Here is a 14,540-nt window from a genome sequence, read left to right as displayed (position 1 = left end):
GGATTTGCGCTTACTTGTCTACTGTCGTTGGCACTTCGATGTCGCCGTCGATGATTGCCTGACGGGATTCGTCAACCTTCGATTTCACGTCGTCCGGAATCTTCGAGCCGAGGTCTGCGCCGTACACTGCTTCGACCCCGTCGGTTTCCAGACCGAGGTTGTTGACGGAACCGCCCTTGAAGTTGCCGTTCACGACGTTCTCGGTTGCTGTGAACACGGCTTCGTTGACGTGTTTGACCATACTCGCGAGGATGACGTTGCTGAACTGCGCCGTTCCCTTCGCTTTCGACTGGTCGCTGTCCACGCCGATTGCGAACAGACCTTTCTGATCGGCCGCCTCGAACACACCGGTTCCGGTACCACCGGCGGCGTGGTAGACGATGTCCGCGCCGTCTTCGTACATGGAGACTGCGGCTTCCTTCCCCGCGACGGGGTCGTTGAACGCACCGGCGTATGCGGTTCGGACTTCGATGTCTTCGCTTGCGTGCGCGACTCCAGCTTTGTATCCCGCTTCGAACTTCTTGATGAGCGGAACTTCCTCGCCGCCGACGAAGCCGACGACCGTCTCGCCGGATTTCGTCGCGCTGTTTGCCGCGCTGAAATCCTGCTGGGTGAGTAGCCCAGCGAGGTGGCCGACTTGGAACGAGCCTTGGTGCTCTTTGAACACGTAGTTCGAAACGTTCTGGAGGAGGTCGCCGTTTTCTTTCTCGGCGACGCTGTCCACGAGCATGAAGTTCTGGTCGGGGAACTGCTGTGCGTTGCTTACCAGTCCACTCGTCTGAACGAATCCGATACAGCAGATGAGGTCGTTGTTCCCGGACTGTGCGAACTGTCGCTGAAGGTTTTCCACGTCGCTCGGCGAACTCGGTTCGACGTTCTGGTAACTGACGCCGAGTTCCTGTTCCGCACGCTGGATGCCGGAGTGGGCCATGTCGTTGAACGAGTTGTCGCCCAAACCACCGGTTGCGTACACCATTCCGACACTGACATCGCTTCCCGCGTTGGAACCGTCGTCATCTCCGCCGTCCGTGGAGTTGCCGTCGCCATTGTCGCCGCCGTCGTCGCCGCCATCCCCGCCGCCGTCGCTCGGACTACTGATACAGCCAGCAAGACCGGCGACACCGACCGCACCGCCAGCCACCATCAATTTACGCCGCTGTTTGTCAATGTTCGTCATCTATGCGTAATTCAACAATTTATTTGTGATAAACGCGTCGCTTCACGCGTGTAAGTGCGAAAATAACTGTTTGCGCCGCCTTAGTTACTATTCTTTCGCCGCCGAAACGGCAGACGTAACGAGGTCTTTCGCTTCCGCGACTAATCCATCCACGTCCTCGCTCTCGGCGTAAATCCTGACGTATGGCTCTGTTCCGCTCGGTCGAACGAGAACCCACGAACCATCCGTCAGTTCGGCCCGAACGCCGTGTTCGGTTTGCACGGTTGCTTCGGGGAATCGTTTTGGAACGCTCGTTTCCAATCGTTTCATCGCCCCCGCTTTCGCGTCGTCCGGACAGGCGATGCTCACTTTTCGGTACGGTCGCTCGGTTACGTCGGTTCGAAGTGCGTCGATACCGCCAGCGTCGCCGACGAGTCGCGCCAGCACCGCTGCACTGGCGACGCCGTCGATCCACCCGCCGAACTGGGTGTGAATGTGTTTCCACGGTTCCGCGGCGAAGACGACTTCGGTTCCGTCGTCGCCGTCTTCGAGCGCGGACGCGATTCCCTCGTGAAGCGCACCGAGTCGAACGCGTTCGACTCGGCCGCCCGCCTCCCGAACGCGCTCGTCGATTCTTGCCGAGGCGTTTGGCGTCGTCACGACGACTGGGTCGTCGGCGTCGCTCTTTTCGGTGTAGTGCTCCGCGAGAACTGCGACGATGGTATCCTCGTGCACCACGTCGCCATTGCCGTCAACGAGAACGATTCTGTCCGCATCGCCGTCGTGTGCCAGTCCGAACGCGAAATCGCCGCTGGCGGTAAATTCCATCAGGTCGGTCAACGTCTCCGGCGTCGGTTTGCTCGGTCGCCCGGGGAAATGGCCGTCCACGTTCGCGTTGAGCGTGACGACCTTCGCACCCAGTGCGCGGAGGACTTGCGGCGTTGCCACGCTTCCCATTCCGTTGCCACAATCGACCGCGATTCGGACGCCGTCGAGGGGTGCACCGTGTTCGCGGGCGTACTCCATGACGGCATCGCGGTAGCTATCGAGAACCTCGATTCGCGTGCTGTCGCCCCATTCGTTCCACGGGAGCGGTGGTGTTTCGTCCTCGACACCGGCGTCAACGTCGCGCTCTGCCTCGCGGTCGTACTCCTGTCCGCCATCGAACAGTTTGATTCCGTTGTCCGTCGGCGGGTTGTGACTCGCGGTGAGCATGACGCCGCTTCGTCCCTGCGAGGCAAAGGCCAGCGCAGGAGTCGGTAGTTGCCCAGCACGGCAGACGTTCGCGCCCGCGCTTTCCAATCCGGCCTCCATCGCGGCGGCGAGTGCGGCACCAGTTTCGCGTCCATCGCGGGCGACCACGAACGTTTCACCCGGCGCTCCCGCCGACCGCCCGACTGCGAGCGCGAGTTCGGGCGTCACGCGCGAGACGACGTCGCCGCGGATTCCCGCGGTTCCGAACAGATTCATACGGGTGGATTCGCTCGCGGCTACTTAGGTTCCCGCGATTTCTTTTTCGTCCAATAACGATATGCGTCCCTCCGTCGTAGCGATTGACATGAACGTGCCAAAGATGACGACGCCACGGGGAGTGTTCGATTACATTCTCGGACTCATCATCGTCCTTGCAGTACTCGTCGGACTCTACGTCGTGGCCGTGATGGCGGGCGTCATCACGCCGTGGTTCTGACGCACAAAAGGAACGAAAAGAGATGGACGCGACGGCTGATGGACTACAGTTTACAGCTCGACACCGCTCGGGATGAGACTGTGCTGACGGAGCAGATTTCCTTCGCGGTTGTAGACGAGGAACGTGCTTTTGTCGTATTCGACGACGTGCTCGCCGTTGATGGCAATATCGACGTGATAGCGTCCGTCGGTTTCGTCCGATTCGTCGCCGTATGCGCGGGCGGCCCGAATGAATTTCAGAACGTCTTCCGCGTCCTCGTTGAGTTCGAGGATGAAGTCTCCGGTCGTTCGATTCGTGACGCTCACCACGCCGGTTGCGTCCGAGTCGTCCAGATTTGCTTGCAAGCGGAAGGTTACGTCCGTCTCGTCGGCTTCGAGCAGTTCACCGTCGAGAGCCGTGAGGCGCTCGCGGAGCGTCGAAGACGGCCCCTCGAAATCGATGATTACCGTCGGCTTACGCGGCGTTCCATCCGCATCCGCCCAATCTATATTTTCGACATCTAGTGTGAAGTAGTCGCGCCTCATTCCGTATACCCGCCTACGTTCTCGCGTCTCATGAACGTAACGCCATGTGATTGTGCTTCCTGTGGGTTCCGAAGCGTCGTTCGGCCGTCTCTGAAATTGGAAACGCAACCTGTTCGATTATCCAACATTGAAACTATCCAGCCATGATTTAAGTGGCCACGCTCCAATGAGCGTGACGAAACACGTCTGTCACGCGCGATATGAATCGAAATCGGGTGGAGGAACGAAGAACTGCGCGTGATAGACAGCATCAACACATGTCGGGTTTAGAGACAGAGGAACTGACCGTCCGCGTCCGGGAGTTCCACAAAACGATTCGCCGCACCGTCGAGATGCTTCACGGTTCCACGATTTCGGTCGGCGAGTACAATCCGACCGAGGACGGGTCGCTCATCACGTTTACCGGCGTTCCGGGCTACGAGGAAGTCGAACGCTATTGGGTGAACGCGCCCTTTGCGTTCGTCTCCATCAACTACGACGCGGAGGCGAACGACCACCTGTACTACGTGGTCGAACCCGAACTGGACGAGTTCGAGGCGGAACTGCTCGACCGACTGTTTTCGGACTTGCGCGAATCGCTCATCTATCGTCGGGAGATGGGCGGCCAAACCGCGGAAGACGTGCTCCGTGACGAACTCCGCGAACTACTGGAGGTGTACGGAGTCGAAGTCGATTCGGCGACCTTCTACCGCCTCTTTTACTACCTCTTTCGTGCCTTCCGCGGATTCGGCAAACTCGACCCGCTCATGCACGACCCGCACATCGAGAACATCTCGTGTGACGGCTACGACCTCCAGCTGTTCGTCTATCACGACGAGTACAACGACATCGAATCGAACGTCGCCTACGGTGAGGAGGAACTCGACAGCCTCGTCGTCCGACTCGCCCAGCAGTCGGGCCAACACGTCAGCGTCGGCGAACCTGTCGTGGAGGCGACCTTGCCCGATGGCAGTCGTGCGGAACTCGCGCTCGGCAAGGAGGTCACGCCGCGTGGGTCGGCGTTCACCATCCGAAAGTACGCGAACGAACCGTTCACGCCCGTCGATTTGGTGAACTACGGAACCTTTTCGCTCGACCAGATGGCTTATCTCTGGTTGGCCATCGAGAACAACAAATCGCTCGTCTTCGCGGGCGGGACTGCGTCTGGGAAAACAACCTCGATGAACGCGATTTCGATGTTCATCCCGCCGCGCTCGAAGGTTCTCACCATCGAGGACACCCGGGAACTGACCCTCTACCACGACAACTGGCTTTCCTCCGTGACCCGCGACAGACTGGACGAAGGCGCGGACATCACGATGTACGACCTGCTTCGCTCCGCTCTGCGCCACCGACCCGAATACATCGCGGTCGGTGAGGTTCGAGGACAGGAAGCGATGACGCTGTTTCAGGCGATGAACACCGGGCACACGACCTACTCCACGATGCACGCCGACAGCGTCCAGACGGTCATCAACCGCCTCGAAAACGAACCCATCAACGTGCCGCGGGCGATGATTCAATCCCTCGACATCCTCTCCATCCAGACCTTGACCTACGTCGGGGAAGAGCGCGTTCGCCGGAATCGAACGCTCGCGGAAATCAACGGCATCGACCAGCGAACCGGTGACTTGGACTACTCCACTGCGTTCTCGTGGGACGCCGCCACGGACACTGTAAAAAAGCGCGACAGCGACGTGCTGGACGAAATTCGGGACAACCACGGCTGGTCGCGTTCCCAACTGCTCACAGAACTGCGCAACAGAAAACTCGTGTTGCAGTACCTCCGCGAGAACGATGTCACCGACTATCGACGGTTTACTGCGATGGTCAACGAATACTACGCCGACCCCGAGCGAGTGGTCGAAAAAGTCAGTCGAAGCGTCGAAGCCGAGGTTGCGGAGTTCGACTGATGGGTCTGCTCAACTTCGTCCCGCTCGTTTTCGCGCTCTGCCTCCTCGCACCCGTCGCGCTGTCGCCCGTTAGCAAGACGGCCTATCGAATCGTCACCCGATTCTCCCTGCAAACGTTCGGCACCTACGTCCAAGACAGCGGGCGGCGGCGGGCGAAACGCTCCGACGTGCTTCAGTCAGCCCACATCGGGGAAACGTACCGACTGTACGCCTCGAAAACGTGGGTGTACTCCGCACTGGCCGCGATTTCAGGAAGCATCATCGGCGTCTATCTCGTCGGATTGGTGCTGTCTCTGCTTTCCGTCTCCCCCGAATCGGTTCGGCAGACACTTCCGTCGCAGTTCGTCTTTCTCGCCGACCTGCTTTCGGTTCCGAACCTCTCGCTCGGCGAACTGTTCGTCCTGTTGCTGTTCAGCAGTGCGACGGTCGGTTTGTTGGGTGGACTGCTGACCTACTGGCTTCGGTGGGAGACACCCTCCCATCACGGAAGCGCCCGGGCCAGACAAATCGACGCCAGCCTCGCTCGAACCGTGGCGTTCATCTACGCCCTCTCGCGCAGTGGGATGGCGTTCCCCGAAATCATGCGAACCTTGGCACGAAACCGGGACGTGTACGGCGAAACCGCGGAGGAAATCGCGGTCGGCGTGAAGGCGATGGACTTGTTCGGACTCGACATGCTGACCGCCATCCGGCAGATGGCGCGACAGTCGCCGAGCGAGAAGTTCGAGGAGTTCGGCGACAATTTGGCCAGCGTCCTCCAGAGCGGGCAGAGTCTCCCCTCGTATCTGCACGACCAGTACGAGCGCTATCAGAAGGACGCGAAAGTGCAACAGGAGGCGTTTTTGGAACTGCTGGCGACGTTAGCCGAGGGGTACGTTTCCCTGTTCGTCGTCGGCCCCCTCCTCCTCATCACCATCCTCGTCGTCATCGGCCTGATGGGAATGGCGGACACGCTCACGATTCTATACCTGATGGCGTATCTGTTCATTCCTCTCGGAAACCTCGGATTCGTCGTCTACCTCGACAGCATCACCGAATCGCTGAGCGTTAGCAAGGAAACGCGAAGATTACTCGAATCGAATCATCTCGACGTGCGCCGCGCCAGCGACCCGGACGCCGGACGCGCGGTCAGCGACGGCGGATTTTCTCCCGTCAACGAGGAACGACTGGACGCCTACGACCGATTGGAGGGGATTCGAACCGCGCTCTCCGACCCGCTCCGTGTCGTGCGCGAAGAGCCAGTAACCATCCTCTACGTGACGATTCCGCTCGCGCTTCTTTCCGTCCTGATTCGTCTCACGCCGGAAATCGGAGCGGGAACGGTCACGCTTGCCTCCGCTGACGACGTACTCGTACAGGCCACGCTGTTCGTGCTGGGGACGTTTGCGGTCGTCCAAGAGATGAAACGACGACGGATGAAAGCAATCGAGGCGGCAGTCCCCGACCTGTTAGACCGCCTCGCCAGCGTCAACGAAGCCGGAATGACCGTGGTCGAGAGTTTCCGCCGCGTCACGAGCACCGACCTCGGCGTGTTAAACGCGGAACTACAGCGAATGTGGCGCGACATCGAATGGGGAACCGACACCGCGACCGCACTCCGGCGGTTCGAACACCGAGTCGATACGCCGACGATTACGCGTGTCGTAACCCTCGTGACGAACGCGATGCACGCGAGCGGCGACGTGGGACGAGTGCTTCGAATCGCGGCGGACGAAGCACAGGCGTCCCGGCGACTGAAACGCCAGCGCGCACAGGAGATGATGACCTATCTCATCATCATCTACATCTCGTTTTTCGTCTTCCTCATCATCGTGGTGGCGCTGTCCGCCATCCTCATGCCCGCGCTCGAAAGCCTCCCTGAGGCGAACGCGGGCAGTAACGCCCCGACAGGTGGAAATCTCGGCGGGTTGGGCAACATCGCGGGCGTGGACTTCGACGCATACCGACTCGTCTTCTTCCACACTGCGCTGATGCAGGCCCTCTTTTCTGGTTTCGTCGCGGGGAAAATGGGTGAAGGCAAGATACGCGACGGTGCGAAACACGCGACTGCGATGTTCGCCATCGCCTACGTCGTCTTCCTCGTGCTCCAGTATTCCCTGTAGCTCTCGCCGATTGTTCTGACCCGCCGACCCGCAGGACATTTGCCTCCCGGCCCGAGAGTTCGGATATGGAACCGAATAGGGGTGACGTGCAGGCCACCTACGACCGAATCGCGGCGCATTTCGCCAAGACTCGGGAGTACGCGTGGCCCGAAGTCGAATCCTTTCTCGACGGGCGAACTGCCGACACTGCCCTCGACCTCGGGTGCGGAAACGGGCGACACGCAGAATTGTTGACCGCGCACGCGAGGCGCGTCGTTGGGGCAGACGTGAGCGCGGGCCTGCTGGCGGAAGCCAGCGCCCGCGCTCGGGAACGAGGATTCGAAACCGACCTCGTACAGTGCGATGCCGCGCGAATCCCGCTGACCCAAAACAGCATCGACCTCGCGGTGTACGTCGCAACGCTCCACCACTTGCCGACGAGAGACGCACGAGTCGGCAGTCTGGACGAACTGGCCCGCGTGCTTTCGCTGGAGGGCACTGCACTGGTCAGCGCGTGGAGTACGGCCCACGACAAGTTCGACCGAGAGGACGCCTTCGATACGACCGTGGACTGGACGCTTCCCGGCGGGGAAACCGTGCCGCGATTTTACCACATCTACTCGCCCGACGAGTTCCGGGAGGATGTCGCGGAAAGCGCGCTCGTTCCCGACGATATCTCAATTTCGAGTGGAAACTGCTACGCCCTGGTTCGTGGACGGAAACAGTAACACCCTTAAACCGGGATGCACAATTTGGAAGTACATTCGTATTCGAGTGCACCGGTGGTGAGCAAATCCTTCGGATTTGCGAACCTCGGTGCGAACTCGAAGCGAAGCGAGAGTTTGCACCGGTGGTCTAGTGGTAGGACCTGAGCCTTCCAAGCTCATGGCACGGGTTCAAGTCCCGTCCGGTGCATTTTACCACACACTACATTCTGATTCGTAGTCACACGTGTAGCGATTCGAGCGACTCCCAATCGGCCGCCAAGTCGCCAACTGCTTAGGCGTCTACTCCATACAGTCCGATTTGATGGACTTCGATTCCATTTCCCCGACCCGTTTCGTGGCGGCCCAACTCGCAGTCGTCGTCGCGGTGATTCATCTGACGCTTGGTGCGTTCAACTGGATTCGCTGGGCGGATGCCGGATTTATCATCCCTCGCGACCTTCGGTGGCCCTTGTTCGTTCTCTCCGGACTGCTCATCGTCGTCGGACTGTTTCTCGCCGCGGCGGGTCGGTACGAAAAACCGGTGTACGCTGGTGGTATCGTGCTCATGGCGGTCTACATCCTCGGCTACTTCGGCTGGCATCTCACGGGGCACCGACCACTGCTCTTGTTCGGCGAGGGACACCTCCACGAAGGGCCGTTTTTGCCGTTTGTCCTAGACCATCTGTTCGCTGGCCCCGTGAAGTTCGTCGCGCTCGTCTCCGAGTTCGGATTGCTGTTGTTGCTGGTGTATCTGCTGATTCGGGAGTGACGTGGTCAACACCCCGAATTCGGTTCGATTCACTTCGCGTTTCTGGCCTGCACCGAGAACGTAAACGGTACTTGCTTTTCGGCGTCCGGAACGCGCCACCATCCGTCTTCGCCCTCCTCCATCGCGGGGAACTGCTGATAGCAGGAGAAGGGAAACTCGTGGACGAACTCGATAGTCAATCCCGCCGAGGCGAGTGCAGTGACAACCTCGCCGAGGCCGTGTTGCCATTCTACCGCAGTCGTATTCTCAATATCCGCCTCCCAATCTGCATAGGTGCCTTCGACTTCGTACCGCATCGCGTCGTCCTCGAAATACGAGTGACCGATTTCGGCGGCTCCATCCGATTGGAGGTCGGCAAGGGTCGTCCCGAGTGGGTGAATTTCCGCCATGTAGAACGTCCCACCGGGTGCGAGAAACTCCGCGATTACTTCGGCCCACTCTGTAAGGTCTGGCAACCACGCCAGCACGCCGTAGGAGGTGTACACCACGTCGAATTCGCCGTCGAGTTCGTCTGGCAAGTCGTAGAGATTGGCTTGGACGAACTCGGCATCCAGTTCAGTCTCGTCTGCGAGTTCACGGGCCATCGAAACCCCCGCTTCGGAGAAATCCACACCGGTTACATCTGCACCCGCTCGCGCCCACGAGAGCGTATCGAGGCCGAAGTGGCATTGGAGGTGGAGCAGGGGTTTCTCACTTACGTCGCCCAGTTCCTCCAGTTCAAGCGGTCGAAGGGTCGTTGCGCCGTCGAGAAATCGCTCTACATCGTAAAATTCGGTATCCGGGTGGTGTTCTGCGAGTTCGTCCCAGCGTTTCCGATTCGTCTGCAAAAAATCGGCGGTTGTCGGGAGGGTGTCGTCTGGCATACTCTGTGGTTCTTTCGTGATGACAAAGCCATTCGGATGTGGTCACAGCGACGAACGCGGTTTCTACCGCTTCTACACTAGCATACGCACAAGGCCGCCAATCGTCCCCGCGGCGAGCGGAATCGCCACCACCAACGCGGTAATCTGACCCATTCCGAGGGCGGGCGCGAGTGACCCGTAAAACGCCAGCAGGGAGAGGAAAACGAGAAGCGAGAGAACGCCGAAACCCAATCCGGCCAGAACCCCGCGTTTCCAGCTTTTTGTCGGGAGACTGACCAGCGCGCCGCCGACCAGCAGGCCGAGCCAATGAACCCACGCGAGGGCGAGTCCGATGACGATTCCGGCACCAACGGCGAGGAGGCGGTAGGTCGCATTCGCTCGAAGTTCGGCGAGTGGATTCCCGGCGAATCGGCTCATCGCTCGCCTCCGTCGAACGTAACCGCCACGTCGCCGCGGATTTCGAGTGGCATGGGCTTGTACTCCGTATCCGCCCACGCTTTCAGTTGGTCGCGGTAGTGGTCGGAGAAGTAATCTCCCGAGTTGCCGCCCGGAATGATGGCCTCCGAATTGCTCCCTATCGGGCATATCATGCGCCAACTGCTGCCGACCGCCGACTCGACGCGATAGTTGTTCACGGTGTGGGCCGACCCGTCCGTCGGCAGTTCCGGATAGTTCAAAAACGACTGGTCGAACGGGTGGGTGATGGCTCGGGTCGTGTTGTAGTCGCCATAGACTTCTTCGTCATTCTTCTCGGTCATTATCGCCGCGGTTCTAAGCGCGTGAACCATTGTCGCGGCTCGACCATCGTTTCCGAACCAACGACGCCCGTCGAGGTGCGTCAATACCCAATCGCGGGGATAGTAACTGTCGTCCAAGCCGACTTTGTTGAACGTCTCCTCGAACGTTTGCCTCCGGAACGCGTCGAACCAGCGGACGAACAACAGGGCGGCCCGCGAGTCGCGTTCCATCCGATAGTCCCAGTCCGACAGCGTTTCGACCGCGGATTGAGGACCGTCCGTTCCGCGTGCCGCATCCAGCAGTTCCGGCACGAGGCTTCGGGCGCGGATGTCGAGCGTATCGTCCTGAATCGCTTTCATGGTCGCCACGTCGATGTCGCCGGATTCGACCGCCTCGTCCAGCATCTCGTAGATTCGCTCTCCGCGATACGGACTGGAGTAGCCCTCCGAGAGGTACGGGTCGTCGGTCACCCGCTGGTTCGCAGTCGCCAGTACGTCTGGGTTGACGACGTGCGGTTTCTCCTCGAACGGGACGAACCCTTCCCACGACGAAACACCGAACGGGGTGAAACCATCCCACTCGCCCTCTCCTGCGGAGCCATCGAAGATTCGATTCCCCCGCACCTCCTCGCCGTCCACCATCCGCCGCGGAATCCGCCCCGTGACGTAGTAGAGTGTGTTGCCGGATTCGTCTGCGTACACGAGATTCTGCGTCGGCAGGTCGAACTGCCGAGTCGCGGCAAGAACGTCGTCCATCCCCTCGCTCTTTGCGTACTGATGAATCGCCAGCGTCGTTTCGGTCGCTGTGTGGCCAGTCCACGCGACGCCGACGCGGTGCCCTTCGCGCTCCAGCATCGGCCCGTGAACCGTCTTCCGGGTGGTTATCGTTCTGTTCTCGCTTCCCGCAACCTCGATTTCTCGCTCTTTGGTTTCGAAATCGCGCCATTCGTCCCGGTAACGATAACGATTTCCGTCCATCTCGTACTGATAGAAGTCGATAACGTCCGCTCCGGTGTTCGTGAACCCCCACGCTCCGGCGTGATTTTCCCCGATGACGACGAACGGGACGCCCGGGAAGGTGACGCCGCGAGTCCGCATTTCGCCGACTTCGAGGTTCATCTCGTACCAGACCGGGGGTGCCATCAGACTGAGGTGCGGGTCGTTCGCCACGATTGGCTGGCCGCTTTCCGTGTGGTTTCCGGAGACGACCCAACTGTTCGACCCGATTCCGTGGTCGCGTTCGAACTCGCCCAACCAGTCGAGCAACGGCGTTCCGACCGAATCCACCGACGATTTTCGGTTGCTTTCGGTCACCGATTTTCCCTCGCTTCCCGTCGCCGGTTTTTCGGCGGTTGGTTCGCTCGGCGAACCAACCGCGTTCGTGGATTCCTGATTGCCATCCCTGTCGTTTCGGATGATGGGCGAATCGTGGTCGAGTCGTGCTGGATACAGTTCGTTCGCAACCGCTTGCCCGAGAGCGTCGGCAACTTTCGCGCGTCGGAGTGTTAGAAAACTACCCGTTAGATTCCACGAAATCTGTTTTTCCATCAGCATCGTGTCCGTGGGCATCCACGGGTCGGGTTCGTACTCTAACAGAGAAAATTCGAGCGGGAGCGGTTCGTTCTCGATGTAGCTGTTAACGCCGTCGGAAAACGCCCGGACAAGGTCACCGGTTTCGGTGTCGGCGACGTGGTTCCACGTCGCCGCCGCCGCGCCCGCGAAATCCATCCGGATGTGGAACTCGTCGCTCGAAACCGTCGATTCGCCGACGACGGCAGAAACCTCTCCGCGCATCAGTCGCCGCTGAAGGTCGAGTTGAAACAGTCTGTCCCGCGCTTGTGCGTAGCCAACCGCGAAGTAAAGTGCCTCCTCGCTGTCGGCCGTGATGTTCGGAACTCCGTCGTCATCGTACCGAAGCTCCGCGGAACCGTAGGAACTTTCGACCCGGGAGTTGGTGCGGTCAGTTGCACCGTCCCACGCCGTCCCGCTGAGTGGGGCGAACTGTCGGAGATAGCACCGAACCGGTGAGAGCGCGCCTCCGACGACGCTCCCGCCGATAATCGCCGCGACGAGCGCCCGCCGCGTGATGTCTGTGTTCATATCACAACGTGTGGCGTGGGCGATATAAATATCGTCATCCTGAAATAAGGGGGAGTCGATTGCCGGTCACTTCCACGGGTTCGTCACGAGGTCAGTCTGCACGTCGCTGCCGACTTCGATTTCGCAATCCGACTTCGCTCGCGCAATGCAGAGCAAAACGTATCCGTCCTCTTCCGAATCGCTTTTCAATCCTCTCGGTGGCCGCAGATGCTCGATTTTCCCCGTAAGCAGTCGTCCGGTACAGGTCGCACACGCGCCGGTTCGACAGCCGAACGGAAGGCCGATTCCGGCCCGTTCCGCCGCGTCGAGAACCGATTCGTCGCTCTCGGTGCGGACGATTTCGGTTCGTCTGTCTCGTCCTCGCCAGTGAAGTTCGATTCGGTGTCGGTCGCTCACTGTCGTTCGCTCACTGCCACACGTCGCTGGTGCAGTCGCCGTCCGGCCATCGAATCTCGTGCGCTCGGGCCGGGCCATTCGGCATCTCGCCGAAGTCCACGAGGAAATCCTCGTCCAAGGTCATCGTCCCCTTCCGCGGGTTCACGTCGGCTTTCAGCATCACGGAACCGCGTTCTGCCTCCTCGGGGTAGAACTGGTTGTCCCACGTGGAGAACAACGACGTCGTCCAGTAGAGTCGCTCACCGTCGATGGACAACTGAAGCATCTGCGGCCCGGCGATGACTTCTCGGTCGTCTTCTCCAGTCGGGTGTCGCGGGCCGAACAGGCCGCCCGCCCATAGTTGGTCTGCCAATCGCGGATTTTTCGGGTCGCTCACGTCGTACATCCGGACGTCGCCGTGGAGCCAGTTCGAGAAGAACAGGTAGCGGTCGTCCATCGACACGACGAGGTCGGTGATGAGGCCCGGAACCGGCATGTCCCAGTCCTCGTGTTCGCGCGGTTCCACGTCGATGACCTTCTCCGCGAACCACTCCTTTTCGCGCTCGTAGAAGTGGAACATGTTCGAGGATAGCGCCGCGCCGACGTAGCCATGGGCGGCCTCGGGGCTGTGGAGGAATCTGACTTCCAGCGGAATCAGACCCTCTTCACCCAAGTCGATGGTTTGCTCGACGGTTCCATTTTCCCAGTCCCAGATGTTGATTTTGTGGCCGTAGTTGCCTTTCTCCACGTCTTCCAAATCGAAGCCGGGATAGTAGGTTTTCGGAGCGGCCCATTCGCTCGAAACCATCACGTTGTACCGGGGCTGATACCAGAAGTCGTAGTTCATGCCGATTTCACCCGGTGGGTCCCACCGACCTACGATTTCAAAATCGTCGTTCAGTTCGAGGAAGCCCCCCGGCAAGTCGCCGTCTTTGTTCCCAAGCATCGAGACGAGAATCTCACCGTCCGGAATGCAGTGAACCGTATGCGGCGCGGAAAGGTCGTACTCGTACACATCCTCTGGTTCGATGACTTTAACGATTTCAGGATTTTCGCGGTTTTTCGTGTCCACGATGTGCAGTCGGGACGACCGCTGGCCCGGCACGACGAGGTGTCGTCGTTCCAGTCCCTCGACGTGGCAGGACGACGAGCAGGCGTTCCAACCGAAGTGGTGCAGTTCGTCGCCCTTGTTCGGCATCTCCATCCTGTCGATGACCTCACAGTAGGTATCTGAATCCGGGTCAACGTCCACGACCGACAGGAAATCCGGCGCGTCAACGTCCGTGCCGACGTACAGCGACGGGACATACGCGATTTTCTCGCGCTCGGCCTGCTCGATTGCGGCCTGCGGCGTGGCGTACCCCGGCCCCTCTACGTCGTGGTGGTGTTCGTGGTGCTCGTGCGCTCCGCTTTCGGGTGATTCCGTGTCGCTCATTTTCCCTCCCCCTCAAAAATGTGGTACGGTAGCAAAGGGCGTGGCGTGGTGGGTTGCGGCAAATATTGCCTATACCGTACCCAAGATTTCTGCCTCTCGGTGGCATGGGGGTGCAATAGCACCATCTCATTCTAACTACTACACTAACTAACAGATAATCTATAATTTTGCTGGGCAGTAGAGTTAACCCTCTGAGACGCCTACACGCTCT

The 14,540-nt window shown here is 59.8% G+C and carries 13 protein-coding genes and 1 tRNA gene; 6 read left to right on the top strand and 8 right to left on the bottom strand.

Translation table 11 applies throughout. From position 1 onward, the window contains the following. Nucleotides 1-10: 10 nt before the first annotated feature. Complete coding sequence (locus BW974_RS05620) at nt 11-1,177, bottom strand: BMP family lipoprotein (RefSeq protein WP_394329562.1); 1,167 nt, start codon at nt 1,175-1,177, stop codon at nt 11-13. 87 nt (nt 1,178-1,264) lie between these two features. Then, nucleotides 1,265-2,626 carry a phosphohexomutase domain-containing protein gene (locus BW974_RS05615; RefSeq protein ID WP_076428773.1) on the bottom strand — a complete coding sequence of 454 codons (1,362 nt, stop codon included), beginning with the start codon at nt 2,624-2,626 and terminating at the stop codon, nt 1,265-1,267. Between the two features lie 88 nt (nt 2,627-2,714). On the opposite strand from BW974_RS05615, the gene BW974_RS26925 reads away from it, so the two are divergent. After that, on the top strand, nt 2,715-2,846 hold the full coding sequence (locus BW974_RS26925) for a hypothetical protein (RefSeq protein ID WP_281247660.1): 132 nt from the start codon (nt 2,715-2,717) through the stop codon (nt 2,844-2,846). A gap of 50 nt (nt 2,847-2,896) precedes the next feature. On the opposite strand, the gene BW974_RS05610 is transcribed toward BW974_RS26925, so the two are convergent. Further along, complete coding sequence (locus tag BW974_RS05610) at nt 2,897-3,370, bottom strand: DUF5793 family protein (protein WP_076428771.1); 474 nt, start codon at nt 3,368-3,370, stop codon at nt 2,897-2,899. Nucleotides 3,371-3,627: 257 nt separating this feature from the next. Here BW974_RS05610 and BW974_RS05605 point away from each other — a divergent pair, with 257 nt between their 5' ends. From BW974_RS05605 to BW974_RS05585, 5 genes are all read left to right on the top strand, one after another. Beyond that, nucleotides 3,628-5,262 (top strand): type II/IV secretion system ATPase subunit, encoded by a 1,635-nt coding sequence (locus BW974_RS05605; RefSeq protein WP_076428769.1) that lies wholly within the window; start codon nt 3,628-3,630, stop codon nt 5,260-5,262. Further along, the gene (locus BW974_RS05600; protein ID WP_076428766.1) at nt 5,262-7,364 is read left to right on the top strand and encodes a type II secretion system F family protein; all 2,103 of its coding nucleotides are present in this window, start codon (nt 5,262-5,264) and stop codon (nt 7,362-7,364) included. Before BW974_RS05605 ends, BW974_RS05600 begins: the two co-directional genes overlap by 1 nt. A gap of 65 nt (nt 7,365-7,429) precedes the next feature. Continuing rightward, a complete protein-coding gene (locus tag BW974_RS05595) occupies nt 7,430-8,071 on the top strand; it encodes a class I SAM-dependent methyltransferase (protein ID WP_076428764.1) in 642 nt (213 codons plus the stop codon). Between the two features lie 116 nt (nt 8,072-8,187). After that, nucleotides 8,188-8,258: transfer RNA gene (locus BW974_RS05590), tRNA-Gly, on the top strand. Between the two features lie 114 nt (nt 8,259-8,372). After that, the gene (locus tag BW974_RS05585; RefSeq protein ID WP_076428761.1) at nt 8,373-8,819 is read left to right on the top strand and encodes a hypothetical protein; all 447 of its coding nucleotides are present in this window, start codon (nt 8,373-8,375) and stop codon (nt 8,817-8,819) included. A 29-nt stretch (nt 8,820-8,848) separates the two neighbouring features. Here the strand turns inward: BW974_RS05585 and BW974_RS05580 are convergent, their stop codons facing one another. The 5 genes from BW974_RS05580 to BW974_RS05560 form a co-directional block, all read right to left on the bottom strand. Then, nucleotides 8,849-9,682 carry a class I SAM-dependent methyltransferase gene (locus BW974_RS05580; protein ID WP_076428760.1) on the bottom strand — a complete coding sequence of 278 codons (834 nt, stop codon included), beginning with the start codon at nt 9,680-9,682 and terminating at the stop codon, nt 8,849-8,851. A 72-nt stretch (nt 9,683-9,754) separates the two neighbouring features. Continuing rightward, on the bottom strand, nt 9,755-10,099 hold the full coding sequence (locus tag BW974_RS05575) for a hypothetical protein (protein WP_076428758.1): 345 nt from the start codon (nt 10,097-10,099) through the stop codon (nt 9,755-9,757). Further along, on the bottom strand, nt 10,096-12,519 hold the full coding sequence (locus tag BW974_RS05570; protein ID WP_076428756.1) for a penicillin acylase family protein: 2,424 nt from the start codon (nt 12,517-12,519) through the stop codon (nt 10,096-10,098). Before BW974_RS05570 ends, BW974_RS05575 begins: the two co-directional genes overlap by 4 nt. Before the next feature lie 66 nt (nt 12,520-12,585). Further along, nucleotides 12,586-12,915 (bottom strand): 2Fe-2S iron-sulfur cluster-binding protein, encoded by a 330-nt coding sequence (locus tag BW974_RS05565; RefSeq protein ID WP_076430248.1) that lies wholly within the window; start codon nt 12,913-12,915, stop codon nt 12,586-12,588. A gap of 10 nt (nt 12,916-12,925) precedes the next feature. Beyond that, entirely contained in the window at nt 12,926-14,329 is a 1,404-nt protein-coding gene (locus BW974_RS05560) for a selenium-binding protein SBP56-related protein (RefSeq protein ID WP_076428754.1), read from the bottom strand. Between the last annotated feature and the right edge of the window lie 211 nt (nt 14,330-14,540).

The sequence above is a fragment of the Haladaptatus litoreus genome (assembly GCF_900156425.1).
Taxonomy (GTDB): Archaea; Halobacteriota; Halobacteria; order Halobacteriales; family Haladaptataceae; genus Haladaptatus; species Haladaptatus litoreus.
Note: the sequence above shows the minus strand (reverse complement) of the source record. Positions and strands in the feature narration are given on the sequence as shown.

Excerpts from the sequence above, each read along its gene's own strand:
- BW974_RS05560 (WP_076428754.1), bottom strand. The coding sequence starts at position 14,329 with ATGAGCGACACGGAATCACCCGAAAGCGGAGCGCACGAGCACCACGAA.
- BW974_RS05610 (WP_076428771.1), bottom strand. The coding sequence starts at position 3,370 with ATGAGGCGCGACTACTTCACACTAGATGTCGAAAATATAGATTGGGCG.
- BW974_RS05595 (WP_076428764.1), top strand. The coding sequence starts at position 7,430 with ATGGAACCGAATAGGGGTGACGTGCAGGCCACCTACGACCGAATCGCG.
- BW974_RS05600 (WP_076428766.1), top strand. The coding sequence starts at position 5,262 with ATGGGTCTGCTCAACTTCGTCCCGCTCGTTTTCGCGCTCTGCCTCCTC.
- BW974_RS05575 (WP_076428758.1), bottom strand. The coding sequence starts at position 10,099 with ATGAGCCGATTCGCCGGGAATCCACTCGCCGAACTTCGAGCGAATGCG.
- BW974_RS05605 (WP_076428769.1), top strand. The coding sequence starts at position 3,628 with ATGTCGGGTTTAGAGACAGAGGAACTGACCGTCCGCGTCCGGGAGTTC.
- BW974_RS05570 (WP_076428756.1), bottom strand. The coding sequence starts at position 12,519 with ATGAACACAGACATCACGCGGCGGGCGCTCGTCGCGGCGATTATCGGC.
- BW974_RS05620 (WP_394329562.1), bottom strand. The coding sequence starts at position 1,177 with ATGACGAACATTGACAAACAGCGGCGTAAATTGATGGTGGCTGGCGGT.
- BW974_RS05585 (WP_076428761.1), top strand. The coding sequence starts at position 8,373 with ATGGACTTCGATTCCATTTCCCCGACCCGTTTCGTGGCGGCCCAACTC.
- BW974_RS26925 (WP_281247660.1), top strand. The coding sequence starts at position 2,715 with ATGAACGTGCCAAAGATGACGACGCCACGGGGAGTGTTCGATTACATT.
- BW974_RS05580 (WP_076428760.1), bottom strand. The coding sequence starts at position 9,682 with ATGCCAGACGACACCCTCCCGACAACCGCCGATTTTTTGCAGACGAAT.
- BW974_RS05615 (WP_076428773.1), bottom strand. The coding sequence starts at position 2,626 with ATGAATCTGTTCGGAACCGCGGGAATCCGCGGCGACGTCGTCTCGCGC.